A 16,804-nucleotide genomic window follows, 5' to 3' on the forward strand; every position below is an offset into this window, starting at 1 on the left:
AGGTCACGGGCCTCGAGCTCACCGCGGATGCGCCGTCACGACGAGAGATCGCGAGCGGCATCCGCATCGCACCCGACAAGCGTGAAGAGGATGACCATGACCGGAGTCGAATCAGTTCCCCGGGAACGCGCGATCGCACTCGATCGCATGGCTGTGGACCCGCCGATCGACACCGTCGTCGACCTGCTGGCGATCCAGGCCGCCCGCTGTCCCGACCGCGAGTTTCTTCGGTTCGCGGAAGGATCCTGGACCTTCGGCGAGATCGACGACTGGACCTCGCGCCTGGCGCAGCGTCTGGTCTCCGAGGACGGGGTCCGCGCCGGCGACCGGGTCGCAATCATGCTGCCCAACGTGGTTCAGTGGCCGATCGCCTGGCTCGCGATCCTCAAGGCCGGCGGCGTCGCGGTGCCGGTGAACTCGTCGTACCAGCGTGCAGACCTCGAATTCGTCCTCCGCGACTCCGGCGCCCGGGTGATGTTCACCGACACCGGCCACAGCCCGCTCGTCGACGAGGTGCGCGCCGCGAACGGCGATCTGGCCGATGTCCGTATCGTCGACGCCGCGCCGCGCGGCGAGCTCGCGCAGTACCCGGCGGACAGGCCCGATGTCGCGATCACCCCGGACACGCTGGCCAACCTCCAGTACACCTCGGGGACCACCGGATTCCCGAAGGCGTGCATGTTGACCCACGACTATTGGGTCCGGCTGGGGTGGATCTGTGCGGGCGCGGCGGGCCTCGGGTCCGGCGACGTGGTTCTCACCTCGCAGCCGTTCTCGTACATGGACCCGCAGTGGAACACCTCTCTGTGCCTTACGATCGGCGCGCCGCTGGTGGTGCTACCCCGGTTCTCCGCCTCGGGTTTCATGGCGGACGTCCGTCGACACCGGGCCACGTTCTGCTACGTGCTCGGCTCGATGCCCACGCTTCTGTTCAAGCAGCCGCCGAGCCCGGAGGACCGGGACAACGACCTGCGCCTCGTGCTGTGCTCGGCCATCCCCGTCGCGCTGCACGCGCAGCTCGAACAACGTTGGGGCGCGCCGTGGCGGGAGATCTTCGGGATGACCGAAAGCGGGGCCGACCTGGTCAGCCTCCCCGAGAGCACCGGCGACGTCGGCAGCGGACGACTGGGGCAGCCGGTTCCCACGAAGCAGGTCCGGGTGGTCGATCCGGAGGGTCGGGAAGTTGCCGCCGGAGAATCCGGCGAGCTGATCACGTCGGGCAGACCGATGATGCTCGGCTATTGGAACCGACCCGAAGACACCGCGGAGGTCCTCCGCGACGGCTGGCTGCACACCGGCGATGTCGCGGTCCGCGAGCCGGACGGCTACCGCCTGGTGGGCCGGATCAAGGACATGGTCCGCCGCGGCGGGGAGAACATCGCGAGCGCCGAGGTCGAACGCGTCCTCGAGCGCGACGACACCGTCGTCGCGACAGCGGTGGTCGGCGTCCCGGACGAGCTGTTCGGCGAGGAGGTCAAGGCCTTCGTGCAGCTGGCCCCCGGCGTCGAGGAGAGCCGCGCGACCGCAGAGCAAATCGTCGACGACGCACGAACTCAGCTGGCGCGCTTCAAGATTCCTCGATACATCGAGTTCGTCGCCGATTTCCCGCGCACCCCGTCCGAGCGCGTGTCGAAGCCGGCCCTGCAGGCGCGCTCCGCCGAACATCCCGGCATCACCTACGACCTGCAGCCGCCGCGCACCGCCGGCAACGGCAACTGAGGAGCCGGACATGACCGACAATTATCTGGACGTGCACATCGACGACGACGTCGCGGTGCTCACGCTGAACCGCCCCGCGAAGCTGAACGTGATGGACGTGGCAACGAGGGTGCGGCTCGCGCAGACCATCCGCCGGTTCGGAACGGGTGATCTCGTCCGCGGGATCGTGCTCACAGGCACCGGGCGGGCGTTCTCCGCCGGTGAGGACCTGCAGGCGGTGCCGACCACCTACGATGAGATCCGCGAGGCCTTCGCGACTTTCCACGACATCACCCGCGCGATTCTCGAGACGAAGGTCCCTGTGATCGCGGCCGTCAACGGGATCGCGGTCGGCGGCGCCTCGGAGATCACGTTGTGCTGCGACTGCCGGATCGGCACTCCCGCCGCCGAGTACTACCAGCCGGAGAACCACCGCGGAATCATCATCTCGAACGCCTCGAGCTTCCTCATGGGCCGCCTGGTACGCAACCATGCGATGCGAATAATTCTGGGCTCCAACCGGATAGACGCAGGAGAGGCCCTGCGGATCGGGCTGCTCGACGAGATCGTGGCCCCGGAGGCACTGGTGCACCGCGCGGCCCAGGTGATCAGGCAATGGAACTCCGATCCCCGGACCACCGCGCTGCACCTGGGTCTGCTGCGGCCGCCCCCCGAAGACATCGAGGCCGCGTTCACCCGCGAAGACGACGCCGCCCGCCAGTCGTGGGAGTCCGGCGCCTTTACCGAAGGCATCGAGGGCTTCTGGGCATCGAAGAACGCGGCGCCGACGGCGCCCGCGCAGAGCAATTGAGATCGGAGACGATGATGATCACCACCGAGGCAGCGCTTCTCACCGCGCTGAACGAACCGCTCGAATTCACCGAGATCCAGGTCGACGACCCGGAGCCGAACGAGGTCCGCGTCGCAGTCTCGAACGTGGGCCTGTGCCACAGCGACCTGCATTACATGACCGGCACCGTGGGCGCCGACCTACCCGTGGTTGTCGGGCACGAGGTGGCGGGCATCATCGAGTCCGTCGGCTCCGCGGTGACCTCGTTGCGCCCGGGCGACCGCGTCGTCGGCGCCCTCACACCCTCGTGCGGGTTGTGCCGCAACTGCCAGGTCGGGCACTCGACGCAATGCCAGCGTGTCTCGCAGATCCGACAGCGCCCCCGCCCCGCTTTCCAGCTGCCGGGAGGCCACGTCGTCGAACGGCTCGGCGACATCGGCGCGTTCTCCCGCCACACCGTGATGCGGGAGAACTCGCTGGTCAAGGTTCCCGACGAGGTGGGACTGCACGTCGGGTGCCTGCTGTCGTGCTGCATCGTCACCGGCGTCGGCGCCGTGTTCCGCGGCGCGCAGGTACGCCCCGGCGCCACCGTGGCCGTGATCGGCTGCGGCGGTGTCGGATCGGCCATCATCCAGGGCGCGCGGCTCGCCGGCGCCTCGGCGATCGTCGCCGTGGATCTCGACGATGCCCGGCTCGCGGCGGCGCGGAGCTACGGTGCCACGCACGTCGTGAACGGTGCAGCCGATGTCCCCGCCGAGATCCGGAAGGTGCTCGGCGACGGCGTGGATTACTCGTTCGAGGCCGTCGGTTCCGCCCGGACCGCGGCTACCGCGCTGGCGGTCCTCCGCGGCACGGGCACGGCATGCCTGGTGGGTATCGCGCCCGACGGCACCGACCTCACTGTTCCGGCGTCGGATTTCTTCTTCGGCGAGAAGCGCCTCATCGGTTCCTACATGGGGTCGGGCCAAGCGCACGAGGACATCACCCAGTTCGCGCGTCTCTACCTGCAGGGCCACCTGTTGCTCGACGAGATGGTCAGCGACGTGATCCCGTTCCACGAGATCAACAAGGGCTTCGAGGCGATGAAGTCGGGCGAGGTGACCCGCATCGTCGCCGACCTCACCGCGTGATCACCCCGACCCTATCCACAATTGCGCACAGAAGGAGGCCGCAGATGTCGAATACGCAACTGCCTCAGCCGATCAACTACATCGCGGACGGGTGGTCCGAGTGCCGGGCACTTCCGGACGCGTGGAATCTCGACCCCAACACGGGGCAACCCATCCACCGCGCCGTCACCACCGGACCGGACGACGTGGAGCGCGCGCTGCGCCATGCCGAGCGGTCCTACGGCTTCGAACGCTGGGATGACGCGGCGAGCGAGGAACGCGCCGCGGTCATCGAGCGTGCAGCCGACATCGTCGAGACCCGGATCGAGGACATCGCCCGGACCGACGCCCTCACCAGCGGCGTCCCGATCGCGAAGGCCCGGCTGGTCGCGCAGTTCCTCCCGCACCGGATCCGCTCGTCGGCTGCGGATCTGCGGGCCACCCCGCGGCGCACCGCGCTGGCGGCCGGCGGCCGCGACGTGCGGCTGTACAAGGTCCCGTGGGGCCCCGCAGCGATCCTCACCCCGTGGAACGGCCCCAGTTTCATTCCCGCCGCGAAGATGGTGAGCGCCCTCGCCGCCGGCTGCCCCGTCATCCTCAAACCGTCGGAGCACGCGCCGAGCAGCGCTCAGGTCATCGTCGAGTGCTTCGTCAAGGCCGGGCTGCCCGACGGTGCGCTGCAGCTTGTCCACGGCGGGGGAGACGTGGGCGCGGCGATCACCGGCGACCCCCGCGTGAAGATCGTCTCGTTCACCGGCGGCCCGAACGCGGGTCGTGCGATCGCCCGTGCCGCCGCGGAGGACTTCAAGGTGCTCCAGCTCGAGCTCGGCGGCAACAATCCGGCCCTCGTGCTGGACGACGCCGACATCGACGTGGCCGCCGACGGGATCCTGGACGGGATGACCAAGCTCAACGGTCAGTGGTGTGAGGGACCGGGAAAGGTGTTGGCGCACAAGAGTCTCGTCGAGCCGCTCCTGGCCGCGCTGCTCGATCGCATCTCCCGCATCGAGATCGGGCACTCGCTCGACGAGAACTCCCAGCTCGGCCCGATCTCGAACGCCCCGCATTTCGCCACCCTGCAGAGCCGCATCGACGGGCTGCGGGCCCACGGCGCGACGATCCATCAACCTGCGCAGCTGCCCGCGTTCGACGGGTTCTTCCTGTCGCCCACCGTCGCGTCGGGAGTCGACGCGTCGGTGGCGACGGCCGAGCTGTTCGGACCGCTCGTCAGTCTGCATGCCGTGGAGTCCGACGAGGACGCGCTGCGCGTTGCCAACGCCAACCCGTCGGGTCTGGACGCCTACGTGTTCGGCGGCGACCTGGATCGCGCCGTCGGGGTCGGATCCCGTGTGCTGTCCGGCGAGGTGCGCGTGAACGGTGCCAAGGTCGCCGATCTCGCAGACGGTTCGGCACAGAGCTTTTGGGGCACTGCCGGAATCGGCGGTCACGCCCCCGGCGAGTCCGTCCGGGTGTTCTGCGGCGACCGCGTGGTCGGCGTCGATTCACCCGACCTCCCGCTGTAGCGATCGGCACTACTTTCGCGTCACCCCTTGACTGTGACCGGGACCACTGGTCTACTGAACTAAGTCGATTGATCCAGTCAAATGACCAATTTAACGAAAGCGGCAAATTCCATGAACTTCCCCTCCACCTCGGATACCGGGATCGTCGATGTCATCGGCGTCGGCGCCGGCTTCTCTGGCCTCTACCTCTCGCACCGGCTCACCACCGCCGGGTGGACCTTCGCGGGCTTCGAGGCCGGACCCAGCGTCGGCGGCACCTGGTTCTGGAACACCTATCCGGGCGCGCGCTGCGACGTCGAGAGCATCTACTACTCGTATTCGTTCGACGAGGCGCTCCAGCAGGAGTGGACGTGGAGTCAGCGATTCGCGCCGCAGGCCGAGATCCTCAGCTACATCAACCACGTCGCCGACCGCTTCGACCTGCGCAAGTACTTCACGTTCGATACCCGAGTGGTCGGCGCGACGTGGAACGCGGCCGACCGGCTGTGGGAGGTGCAGCTGGACAACGGCGAGACGCGCCGCGGCCGCTACCTGATCTCGGGCGCCGGCGGTCTGTCCACCCCCAAGGACTTCGACGTGCCGGGCCTCGAGAACTTCACCGGACTCCAGGTGTCCACCAGCCGCTGGAACATCGCGCTCGACGACCTGGCGGGCAAGCGTGTCGCTGTGATCGGCACCGGATCGTCAGGCGTGCAAGCCATCCCGCTGATCGCGGAAGTCGCCGAGCACGTCACGGTGTTCCAGCGCACCCCGAACTATGTGATGCCCGCGCGCAACGCCGAAGTCCCCCCGGAGCAGGTCGCCGCCGTCAAGGACGGCTACCCGGCGATCCGTGAGGAATGCCGGCACTCACCCGGCGGCATCCCCGACCGACCCGTCACCGACAACGCCTTCGACGTCTCGGACGAGGAGCGTCAGCGGCGCTACGAGGCGGCATACGAGCGCAGCGGCTTCCAGGGCGTCGGCGCCGAGTTCGCCGACCTCCTCACCGACGCCGAGGCGAACCGGACCGCATCGGAATTCATCCACGACAAGATCCGTGAGATCGTCGAGGATCCGGCCACCGCCGAGCTACTGGTGCCCAGGTATCACCCTCTCGGCGCCAAGCGCAGCGTCTTCGGTACGGACTACTACGAGACCTACAACCGGCCGAACGTGTCGTTGGTGTCGCTGCGTGACGAGCCGATCGAGACCATGACCGCGAACGCGATCGTCACATCGAAGGGCACCTACGAGGTGGATGCGGTGGTGCTCGCCATCGGGTTCGACGCCTTCACCGGCCCGCTGTACGGGCTGGGTCTCACCGGCGCGTCCGGCAAAACGCTGCAGGAGACCTGGCACGACGGCATCCGCACCTACCTCGGATTCATGACCACGGACTTCCCCAACTTCTTCATGGTGGCCGGCCCCCTGAGCCCCGCGTTGGCGAGCAACGTGGTGGTGACCATCGAGCAGGCCGTCGACTGGATCGCCGATCTCATCGAGCACGCCCGCGACTCCGGCGCCACGCTGATCGAGGCCACCCCCGAGGCCCAGAACGACTGGGTGGACATCACCGAGGGGACCGTCGCCCAGACGCTGTACGCCACCACCGACTCCTGGTACCGCGGCTCCAACATCGAGGGCAAACCCAACACCTTCATGGGCTATGTGGGCGGTGTGGGCAAGTACCGCCGGATGTGCACCGAGATCGCCAAGCGCGGTTACCCCGGCGTCGAGATCGACGGGGAGGCACAGTCCCGCAACCTCGGCCCGATCCATCAGGAGATCTCATGAGCAGGACGGTCCACCGGCGCTATGTCGCCTTCTCCGACGCGCACTACGCCGGGAACCTGGTCGACGGTGCGTTCGCCCTGAAGTTGTTCGGCGACGCCGGTACGAACCTGTCGATCGAGATCGACGGCCACGAGGGGCTGTTCGCCGGCTACTCGTCGGTCGAGTTCCTCGCCCCGGTCCGCGGCGGTGACGTCGTCGAGGCCGAAGCGCGGCTGGTGAAAAAGGGCAACCGCAGCCGCACGGTCGACTTCGAGCTCCGAGTGATCTGCCGCGGCTCCGACGACACCGGCCGCGCACACGTCCTCGAATCGCCACTGGTCGCGGTGCGCGCTCGCGGCACCGCGGTCATCCCTGCAAACGAGACGGAGAAGTAGCCATGGAGCTGATTCACGACACCGGTTGGGCCGCACCGCCCGCCACCGTCGAAGAACTCCTGACCGGTGACATCGACTGCGATGTCGTCGTGATCGGCGGCGGCGGGGGCGGCATGTCGGCCGCCATCCGCCTCGCCGAGAAGGGCGTCGACGTGGTGCTCCTCGAGGCGCAGACCCTCGGCTGGGGCGCCAGCTCCCGCAACGCCGGATACATCACGAACTCGGTCGCCGCCGATCCGGAGCTGTTGGGTTTTCTGCTGAAGCGCGAGCGGCTGCGCGACCTCTACCGATACGCCGAGAACGCGGTGCACTTCGCCGAGGACGCCATCACCCACTACGGGATCGACTGCGGCTACCAGCAGGAGGGCATCGTGATGGCCGCCGTGTCCAAGGGCCAGCTGCGGCACGCGCGCCGCAACGCGAAGGTCATGGCCGAGGCCGGATCGGCGGCCGAATTCGTCGAGGGCCGCGCAGCAGGCCTTCCGGACGGCTTCCTCGGCGGAGTGCGCGAGGGGGTCGGTGGCACGCTCAACCCCGGTGAGTTCGTCCTCGGTCTGCGGGCCGCGACGATCGCATCCGGCGTGCGTGTCTACGAGCGCACCCCCGCCCGCGACGTCACGGACACCGGCGACGGTGTCACCGTCGACACACCGGACGGAAGGGTTCGGGCTCGCAAGGCGCTGCTGACCACCAACGCCAACAGCAACGGCTTGTCCATCGCGCCGAAGAATCTCGCCAGCCCGGTGTGGACGTCCCTGGTCGAGACCGAACCCGTCGCACCCGAGCGACTCGACGCCATCGGGTGGACCAGCCGCGCCCCGATGGTCACGCTGCACATGATCATCGAGAGCTACCGCGTGACCCCGCGGGGCACCATCGTATTCGGCACCCGCCGTGTACAGACCGGGCGGAACCCACTGCCGAACCGCACCCCCGCACGGAACGTCACCGACGACCTCGTCCGCGGATTCCACGACCGCTTCCCGGGCCTGCGCGACGTCAAGCTGCAACAGGCATGGGGCGGCTGGATCGGGATGAGTTCCACGTGGCTCCCCATCGCCGGCGAGGCCTCCGACAACGTGCTCTACTCGCTCGCCTGCAACGGCCACGGGTTCGCCCAGGCACAGTACGTGGGCCATCTCCTCGCGGACCGGGTCGGCGGCGCGCCGCTGCACGACGACCTGGCGGCGATCTGGCACGGCCGCAAGCGTTTCTGGCCCAGCTTCGTCAGCGGACCCGCGCTGCACGCGGCCTGGCTCGCCGACCGCGCCTCCGACCGCCTGGCAGCCCTCACGAACTAACCATCGGCGCAAGCCACCCTCCAAGGAGAAATCATGTCCATCAGAGAACTGCTCTTCGCGGTCGCGGACATCTGGATGATTTCCGTCGGATTCACCTACGGCATCAAGTTCATCCGGAACTACAAGAACTACCTTCTCGGCATCGAGTGGATGATCGTCGCGACATCGGGTTCGAACTTCCTGATCTACGGCCTCGTCAAGGCTGGTCACGACAGCCCGATGTACGCCTTCGCCTACTTCCTGGACGCCTTCTCCCGGTCCGTCGGCATCACGCTGGTCCTGGTCATGGGGCTGATGAAGGTCACTCACCGGTACAAGCCGTCCGCGGCGGTGGACATCGGCGCGTTCGCCCTCGCGGGCGTGGTGGGCTTCCTCCTCAGCCAATTCGCCGTGGAGATCGGCACGCCGGGCAAGATCTTCTACATCGTGGTCAACGTGCTCACCACGATCTTCCTGATCTACTTCGTCAAGCGCCTCTGGGGCATCGGCGAGCGCGGGCACGCCATCTCGGCCGCCGTCGCCACCGCCTGCGGCTTCGTCATCGCCGCGACCTACGACTTCGTCCACATCCCGGGCGACGACGCGGAGCACACGATCTTCTACATCTTCGCGCTGTCCACGTGGGGCCTGCAGATGTTCACGTACTACCGCGCCTACCGAGCGTTCGACGCATACAACAAGCGCGTCGATGCGCAGGCGGTCAGCGGCAGCACTCCCGCTACGGCCTGAGCGGCCGAGCCTTCCGTGTGATCGATCGAGAGTCAGGAACCTGAAATGACAACGCACGACGTGCATGAAGAGACCACCGAGGTAGTCGTTGTCGGCGCCGGAATGTCAGGGCTGATGGCGGCCACCACGTTGGCGCCGGAGACCGACGTGGTGGTGCTCGAATCCACCGATCGCACGGGCGGACGAGTCGAGACCGTCCGTCGGGGCGACTACTGGATCAACGTCGGCACCCAGTTCACCGAGGGCACCGGCACGCTGATCGATGCCCTCGAACGGCACGGCATCGAGATGGGCTCGCTCGCAGGCAAGAGCGTCGCGCTGTACTTGAACGGCGAGGTGGTCGACACCTCGAACCCCGTCGCGCTCATGTTCCGCACGCGGATGACCATGATGGACCGTATCGGCATGGCCATCGTCGGTGCACGCATCCTCTCGGTCATGTCGTTCCTGGAGTCGCAGAGCCGTATCGCGCAACGGGTTCGCGCGAAGCTCGACACCAAGCTGGCGTCATACCTGCTGAAGGGTGTCCGGTCGGAGTTGGCCGCCGCCGTCGTGCGGTCGTGGTCGGCGCAGTGGATGGGATGCGAGGTGGAGGAGACGGCCGCCACCCAGTTCGTCACGTCGGTGGGCCTCGCGCTGGCCGACCCGGAGAAGATCCCGAACTTCTCGCTGCCGGTGGGTGGCAATCAGACGTTGACCGACGTGCTGACGGAAGATCTCGGTGGCCGGATCCGGCTGAACTCGGTGGTGCGCTCGGTGCGGCAGGACGGTGACGGCGTGGTCGTCGACTATCACGATGGTGACCGACCGGTGCGGCTGCGGGCAAAGCGCGCGATCGTGACCGCACCCGCCGATGTCGCCGAGCGAATCATCCCGGACCTCCCGCAACAGCACCGGAATGCTTTCAACGACATCACCTACGGCCGGTACGTGATCGTCGGATTCTTCACCGACGAGGTCGGGCCGCAGCGCTGGGACGACTACTTCGCTGTCTCGACGCCGCAACAGTCGTTCCAGGCGATGTTCAACCACGCCGCGGCGATGCGGAACGGCGACGACCGTAAGCCGGGTGGAGCGCTGGCCTGTTTCGCCGGCGGCGCTCACGCCGACGCGTTGTTCGACCTCCCCGACGAGGAGATCGTGTCGCGATACCAGCAGGACCTGCTCGCAGTGTTCCCCGAGCTGGAAGGGAAGCTGGGCGAGGGCATCGTGCGACGGCATCGTCGGGTCGTGCCCTTCTGGGCGCCCGGGCGGAGGAACTCGCTTCCGACGTTGCGTGATCCGCTCGGCACCACCTACCTCGCCGGCGACTACCAGCTCGATCTGCCGTCGCTCGCCGACGCAGCGACGTCGGGCGAGCGAGCGGCGAAGGCCGTACTGGCGAGCCTGAGCCAGGCCGCGAGAGAGAAGGACTCGGCAATCAGAGTTTGAGCAGTCGCTTCGCCAGCTTGCCGGAGGCGCGGGGTAGTTGCCGCGTAGTCCGGGCACGCCCTCAGCCGAACAACTCGGGGTCGACGCGATCGGCATCGACGGCTTCGAGTGCGCCGGAAACCCCGGCGAGGACGACGTCCCGGGCTCGTGCTGATCCCCGCCGCGGCCCGGGCGCAGTCCGTCCCGATCATCGCGCGAGCGGCGGACTCGCCACCGGCGCCCGGCCACCGGGCTACGAGACCAATTCGCCACTGCTGCAACACTTCGAGGGAGAGGCCCCAGTGAGCTTCAAGAGCCCGTTTCCGGACGTCGAGATTCCGAACTTCAGTGTCTACGATTTCCTTTTCGGTCAGGTCGACCCGGCCGATGGGGACCGGCCCGCGCTGATCGACGGTGCCTCCGGCGCGGTCACCACCTACCAGTCGCTCATCGCCCAGATCAACGGGGTCGCGGGGGCGTTGGCCGCGCGAGGTCTCGCCGTCGGCGAGGTGGTGGGTCTGCATTCGCCGAACGTGCCGGTGTTCGCGTCGGTGTTCCACGGGATCCTGCGGGCCGGGGGTGTCGCGACCACCATCAACGCCCTGTACACCGCGGAGGATATCGCCAAGCAGCTCACCGACTCGAAGGCGAAGTTCCTGTTCACCGTCTCCCCACTGCTGCCGCAGGCCAAGGATGCCGCGGCCCGCGTCGGGATCCCGGTGGAGAACGTGATCGTCCTCGACGGCGCCGACGGGCACCCGTCGCTGAAAGATCTGCTGGCCGAGGGCGCCCCCGCCCCGGAGGTGTCGTTCGATCCGGCGACCCAGCTGGCGGTGCTGCCGTACTCGTCCGGGACCACCGGCCGGCCCAAGGGGGTGATGCTCACGCACCGCAACCTGGTGGCGAATGTGTGTCAGATCAACCCGAGGATGGGCATCGGCGCCGACGACAAACTGCTCGCGGTGCTGCCGTTCTTCCACATCTACGGCATGACGGTGCTGCTGAACGCGGCCCTGTTCAACCGGGCGAGCTTGGTGACGATGCCGAAGTTCGACCTGGTCGAATTCCTGAAGATCGTGTCCGGGCAGAGGTGCACGTATGTGTTCATCGCCCCGCCGGTCGCGGTGGCGTTGGCCAAGCATCCGCTGGTCGACGATTACGACCTGTCGAGTGTGCATTCGATCTTCTCCGGTGCCGCCCCGCTGGATCAGGAGCTGGGCAAGGCCGTCGCGAACCGGCTCGGGTGCCGGGTGCGGCAGGGCTACGGGATGTCGGAGATGAGCCCGGTCTCGCACGCGATCCCGTTCGACCGTGACGACATCGCCCTGGACTCGGTGGGTCCGTCGATCGCGAACATGGAGTGCAAGCTGGTCGACCCGGGCACCGGGGAGGAGGTCGCCTACCCGGCGGAGGGTGTCAGTGAGCCGGGTGAGTTGTGGTGCAAGGGCCCGAACATCATGGCCGGGTACCTGGGCAACGACGAGGCGACCGCGGAGACCCTGGATGCGGACGGGTACCTGCACACCGGGGACATCGCGACCGTCGACTCCGAGGGGGTGGTGACGATCGTGGATCGGATGAAGGAGCTCATCAAGTACAAGGGTTACCAGGTGCCGCCCGCCGAGTTGGAGGCGTTGCTGTTGACGCACCCGCAGATCGCCGACGCCGCCGTCATCGGGGTTCTCGACGACGAGGGTGAGGAGGTGCCGAAGGCGTTCGTCGTCCGCCAGCAGGGCGCCGACCTGGACGAGGCTGCGGTCATCGCGTTCGTTGCCGAGCGGGTGTCGCCGCACAAGAAGGTCCGCAAGGTCGAGTTCATCGACCTGGTGCCGAAGTCCGCCGCGGGCAAGATCCTCCGCAAAGACCTACGCGCCGCCGAAACTGCCGGGAGGTAGGCCCTCCGACAAGGCACACACCGAACCGACCACTACCGCCACACTCATCGACGGTGTCCTGCAGCTGCCCATCTCCACGCCGGCCGCAGGCACGTCGATGGATTTCACCCAGATCGACGAGGCCACCGAGGCCGGGCACGATTACGGCGCGGAGATCTGCGACGACGAGGCCGTGCGCCTCGGCTTGCTCGGCCAAATTGTCGCCGACGACGAGATCCAAACCGAAGCGCTCCGTGTCCCGCAGTTTCGTTGAAAGACCCCGCGATACACGACGATACGACAACTTCTGGCCTGCTCAATCGCCCGAAACAACGCTGCAACAACACTCGACGCCGAACGGGACGGCAACGCCGCAAACAGCACGACGGACAGCGGGCGTCGACGCCTTCGTGGCCAAGCCGAAACACAACTTCGCCGAGTCCCCGATCAGCCGGTAACAACACCCGCCGTACCGGGCTCTAATTCCTCAGGCGGTTGATGCTTCTTGTTAGCAACTAAGCTATCGGTTTCTAGGTTTCGGTAACCATCCCATCGCGTAGGTACTCGGAGGTTTCCCTCCCGAGCCTGAACGAGGGCACCGCACACGACGTCGGCGACCCAGAGGGCCACGCTCGACGCGGTCGATGGCACAGGGGAGCCGCCGCCAGCGTGAACGCAACATCTGCGGCGCCAATCTGCGCTGCCACACGTCTTCGTGCAGCATCGAGCCGGTAGGTGCTGTGACGGGGTTCGAGGCTACCGTAGCCCACACCGTTCACGCTACGGTCAGCGATATCCTGGAAACACGTCATCGGGAGGCTGATCGTGCGGATTGCATCGAACATATCGCGGACCGGATGAATCGATTGGGATGATGTCCGATATCGATCCGTTCGAGACTCATCGCGATGTGACCCCGTCGGTCGCGTCGGAACTGGCGGCCGACGGATTCGACGACGCCCGGGAGATCGGGCGTGGAGGCTTCGGTGTCGTGTACCGGTGCACGCAACCTGCTCTCGACCGGACCGTCGCCGTGAAGGTGCTCATCAACGATCTCGCAGAGGAAAACCGGGAGCGCTTCTTTCGCGAACAGCGGGCGATGGGCCGCCTGACCGGCCACCCCAACATCGTCAATGTCCTCCAGGTCGGGGTCACCGACAGCGGACAACCATTCATCGTGATGCCGTACCACCCGCAGGGCTCCTTGGACGAACGTATCCGGCGGCACGGTCCGTTAGGTGTGGACGACGTGCTGCAGTTGGGGGTGAAACTGGCAGGCGCGTTGGAGGCCGCCCACGGCGAGGGCATCGTCCACCGGGACGTCAAGCCGGCGAATATTCTCCTCACCGACTATGGCGAGCCGGCGCTCACAGACTTCGGGATCGCGCATGTTTCCGGCGGGTTCGAGACCGCTACCGGCATCGTCACCGGTTCACCCGCGTTCACTGCGCCTGAGGTCCTCGGCGGCGCCGCCCCGAGCCCCGCCTCGGACATCTACGGGCTCGGAGCCACCCTGTTCTGTGCAGTCACCGGCCACGCCGCATTCGAGCGCCGCAGCGGCGAACAGTTGGTCGCCCAATTCATCCGCATCACAAAGGAACCGGCACCGAACCTTCGGGATCACGGCATTGCCGACGATGTCGCTACCGTGATCGAGCAGGCGATGTCCGGCCGCCCCGAGGACCGGCAACCCTCTGCAGCTGTTTTGGGTGAGCGCCTACGCGAAATTCAACGGAGTCGCGGACTGCCTGCAGGCGACGTGGCTCTCCATGCGCGAGCCACGGTGGAACCAGACCTGTCATCACAGGGGCAGGCTCCAACACACCCTTCCAGCCGTGAGCGCGGGAACCTCCCCCTGGAATTGTCCAGCTTCGTCGGTCGCAGGCACGAGATCACCGAAGCGAAGAATCTACTGGCATCGTCACGATTGCTGACGTTGGTCGGAATCGGCGGAGTCGGAAAAACACGCCTCGCACTTCGGCTTGCAACTACTATCCGCCGCGAGTTCGCCGACGGAGCATGGCTCGTCGAGCTCGACGAGGTCCGCACTGAATCTCGACTGATCGACGTGGTGGCCTCCACACTCGGTTTGCGGGATCAAACTGACCGGTCGCTACGCGAGATCGTCCTTGACTTCCTGTCGTCGCGAGAACTGTTGCTGGTTTTGGACAATTGCGAGCAGGTGGTCGACGCCGTCGCCGACCTCGCCGCAGCTTTGCTGCAATGCAACCCGAACTTGCGCATCCTCGCGACAAGCCGCGAACCCCTCGCGATACCCGGGGAGGCGACGCTGCGCGTTCCCCCACTCACCGTCCCCGACCCCGACCGCGAACCGTCACTGCGGGGTCTGCCCCGCTACGACGCCGTTTCGCTGTTCACCGAACGCGCCACCACCGCGGTATCGACATTCACGTTGACAGATGCCAACAAGTCCGCGGTCACCCGGATCTGTCACCGGTTGGACGGGTTGCCGCTGCCCATCGAATTGGCGGCCGCGCGGTTGCGAGCGATGTCGCCCGAACAAATCCTGCAGAGACTTTCCGACCGGTACGCACTGTTGACCCGCGGGAGCCGAGGCGCGCCTTCGCGCCAGCAGACGCTCCGATTGTGCATCGACTGGAGTTACGACCTCTGCACCCCGCTCGAGCAACTGGCGTGGGCACGACTGTCGGTGTTCCCAAGCAGCTTCGATCTCGATGCCGCAGAACACGTGTGTGGGGAAAGCATTCCGCCGGAGGCGTTGCTGGACTCACTGGCATCCCTGGTCGACAAGTCGATCCTGATCCGCGAAGAACACGGCACCGCAGTCCGTTTCAGACTGCTCGAGACCCTTCGTGCTTACGGCCGGGAGAAGGCCGAGGAATCCGGCGAGTACCTCGATCTGCGCCGACGGCACCGGGATTGGTATCGCCAGCTCGCTCTCACCGCCGAGGACGGGTTCATCGGTCCCAGACAGCTCGAGTGGATGGAGCGACTGAGCAACGAGCAGCCCAATCTGCGGGACGCGATGGATTTCTGTCTCGCCGAAAGCGATGCCGACACCGGTTTACAGATTGCCACACCTTTGTTGCAGCTCTGGGGGTCGCGAGGCCAGCTCAGCGAGGCGAGGCGCTGGCTCGACCAATTCCTGTCACTCCGGAGAGAACACCCGACTATCACGTACATCCGGGCGCTGTACGCCGACTGCCTCATGGCCGAACAGCAGCAGGACCACCAGCGAGGTGCTGCCCTTGTCGAGCAGGCGCGGATCCTCGCCGACCAGATCACCGACCCCGTAGCACACGCGATAGTCGACCACGCGGACGGCATCGTAGGGTTGTTCACCGGCGATCTCATGCGCGCGGCGTCACGTCTGGAGCGGGCACAGCCGGTGTTGCGACAAGCCGAGAACGAACTCGCACTGCGAATCGAGTCTCTGACACTCCTGGGATTGGTGTATCAACTGCACGACACCGAACCCCACCGGGCGATCGAATGCTACGAAGAAGTTCTCGCGATCACGGAAGCTCACGGTGAATCCGTCTATCGGTCCTACGCACTGTGGGCCATGGCCGTCGCACAATGGCGTCTGGGTGATCAGCGTCGCGCAACCGACCTACTCGAAGAAGGAGTGCGGCTCGCTCGACTTGTCGACGACCCGGTCAGCTGCGCGAACTGCGTCGAAGTACTCGCCTGGATCGCCGGAACCAGTGACCCTGAACGCGCCAGCACACTGATGGGTGCCGCGGAAGCGCGCGGCCGCGCGGCCGGGAGTCCGTCCGTGTTCGTTCCCGACCTGTTCGTCCATCACGAAGAATGCGAGCGGTCCGCCCGCCGGATGCTCACCGAACGCGCCTTCGAGCAAACCTGGCAACACGGCAGAGCAATGGATCTCACGTCCGCTGTCTCCTACGCACTCCGCGAGCAGACCCCGAAAACGAGCCCGCCAGGTTTCACCACCCTGACGAAACGCGAAAAACAGGTCGCCGAACTGATCGCCGAGGGTCTGACCAACAAGGCGATCGCCGCCCGACTCGTCATCTCGCAGCGCACCGCGCAAGGACATGTCGAACACATCCTCACCAAACTCGGATTTACCTCACGAGCACAGGTCGCAGCCTGGGTTGTCGAAGAAAGACAATCGTCCTAATTTTCGCTCAGCGTGAAGGGGAGGCACGGGTCGGCCCGACATCGAGACCCGCCTCCATTGAGCTATGGAAGGTTTCGTGGATACCTTTGCT

The 16,804-nt window shown here is 66.6% G+C and carries 12 protein-coding genes and 1 pseudogene; all 13 read left to right on the top strand.

Features of this window, described 5'->3' with window-relative positions; translation table 11 throughout:
* The first annotated feature begins 96 nt into the window (after positions 1 to 96).
* Positions 97 to 1,719 carry a class I adenylate-forming enzyme family protein gene (locus FND50_RS09150; RefSeq protein ID WP_260850948.1) on the top strand — a complete coding sequence of 541 codons (1,623 nt, stop codon included), beginning with the start codon at positions 97 to 99 and terminating at the stop codon, positions 1,717 to 1,719.
* 10 nt (positions 1,720 to 1,729) lie between these two features.
* A complete protein-coding gene (locus FND50_RS09155; RefSeq protein ID WP_144285519.1) occupies positions 1,730 to 2,509 on the top strand; it encodes an enoyl-CoA hydratase/isomerase family protein in 780 nt (259 codons plus the stop codon).
* 14 nt (positions 2,510 to 2,523) lie between these two features.
* Positions 2,524 to 3,618, top strand: coding sequence for a Zn-dependent alcohol dehydrogenase (locus FND50_RS09160; protein WP_144289009.1), 1,095 nt, complete (start codon positions 2,524 to 2,526; stop codon positions 3,616 to 3,618).
* A gap of 44 nt (positions 3,619 to 3,662) precedes the next feature.
* Positions 3,663 to 5,120, top strand: a complete 1,458-nt coding sequence (locus tag FND50_RS09165) for an aldehyde dehydrogenase (RefSeq protein ID WP_144285520.1) — start codon at positions 3,663 to 3,665, stop codon at positions 5,118 to 5,120.
* A 111-nt stretch (positions 5,121 to 5,231) separates the two neighbouring features.
* Entirely contained in the window at positions 5,232 to 6,896 is a 1,665-nt protein-coding gene (locus FND50_RS09170) for an NAD(P)/FAD-dependent oxidoreductase (protein WP_144285521.1), read from the top strand.
* The gene (locus tag FND50_RS09175) at positions 6,893 to 7,270 is read left to right on the top strand and encodes a hotdog domain-containing protein (RefSeq protein WP_144285522.1); all 378 of its coding nucleotides are present in this window, start codon (positions 6,893 to 6,895) and stop codon (positions 7,268 to 7,270) included. The genes FND50_RS09170 and FND50_RS09175 overlap by 4 nt, the downstream gene beginning before the upstream one ends.
* Before the next feature lie 2 nt (positions 7,271 to 7,272).
* Entirely contained in the window at positions 7,273 to 8,571 is a 1,299-nt protein-coding gene (locus FND50_RS09180) for an FAD-binding oxidoreductase (protein WP_144285523.1), read from the top strand.
* Positions 8,572 to 8,604: 33 nt separating this feature from the next.
* Positions 8,605 to 9,300 carry a transporter gene (locus FND50_RS09185; protein ID WP_144285524.1) on the top strand — a complete coding sequence of 232 codons (696 nt, stop codon included), beginning with the start codon at positions 8,605 to 8,607 and terminating at the stop codon, positions 9,298 to 9,300.
* Between the two features lie 45 nt (positions 9,301 to 9,345).
* On the top strand, positions 9,346 to 10,731 hold the full coding sequence (locus tag FND50_RS09190; RefSeq protein WP_144285525.1) for an NAD(P)/FAD-dependent oxidoreductase: 1,386 nt from the start codon (positions 9,346 to 9,348) through the stop codon (positions 10,729 to 10,731).
* Positions 10,732 to 10,795: 64 nt separating this feature from the next.
* Positions 10,796 to 10,949 (top strand): annotated as a pseudogene (locus tag FND50_RS36465) (nitronate monooxygenase); the annotation flags it as partial.
* Between the two features lie 63 nt (positions 10,950 to 11,012).
* The gene (locus FND50_RS09200; RefSeq protein ID WP_144289010.1) at positions 11,013 to 12,605 is read left to right on the top strand and encodes an AMP-binding protein; all 1,593 of its coding nucleotides are present in this window, start codon (positions 11,013 to 11,015) and stop codon (positions 12,603 to 12,605) included.
* Positions 12,606 to 12,702: 97 nt separating this feature from the next.
* A complete protein-coding gene (locus tag FND50_RS36040) occupies positions 12,703 to 12,858 on the top strand; it encodes a hypothetical protein (RefSeq protein WP_186301258.1) in 156 nt (51 codons plus the stop codon).
* Between the two features lie 600 nt (positions 12,859 to 13,458).
* Positions 13,459 to 16,713 carry a protein kinase domain-containing protein gene (locus tag FND50_RS09205; protein WP_144289011.1) on the top strand — a complete coding sequence of 1,085 codons (3,255 nt, stop codon included), beginning with the start codon at positions 13,459 to 13,461 and terminating at the stop codon, positions 16,711 to 16,713.
* Positions 16,714 to 16,804 lie beyond the last annotated feature (91 nt).

Origin of the sequence: Rhodococcus sp. WB9 (assembly GCF_007558985.1) — a bacterium.
Classification (GTDB): domain Bacteria; phylum Actinomycetota; class Actinomycetes; order Mycobacteriales; family Mycobacteriaceae; genus Rhodococcus_F; species Rhodococcus_F opacus.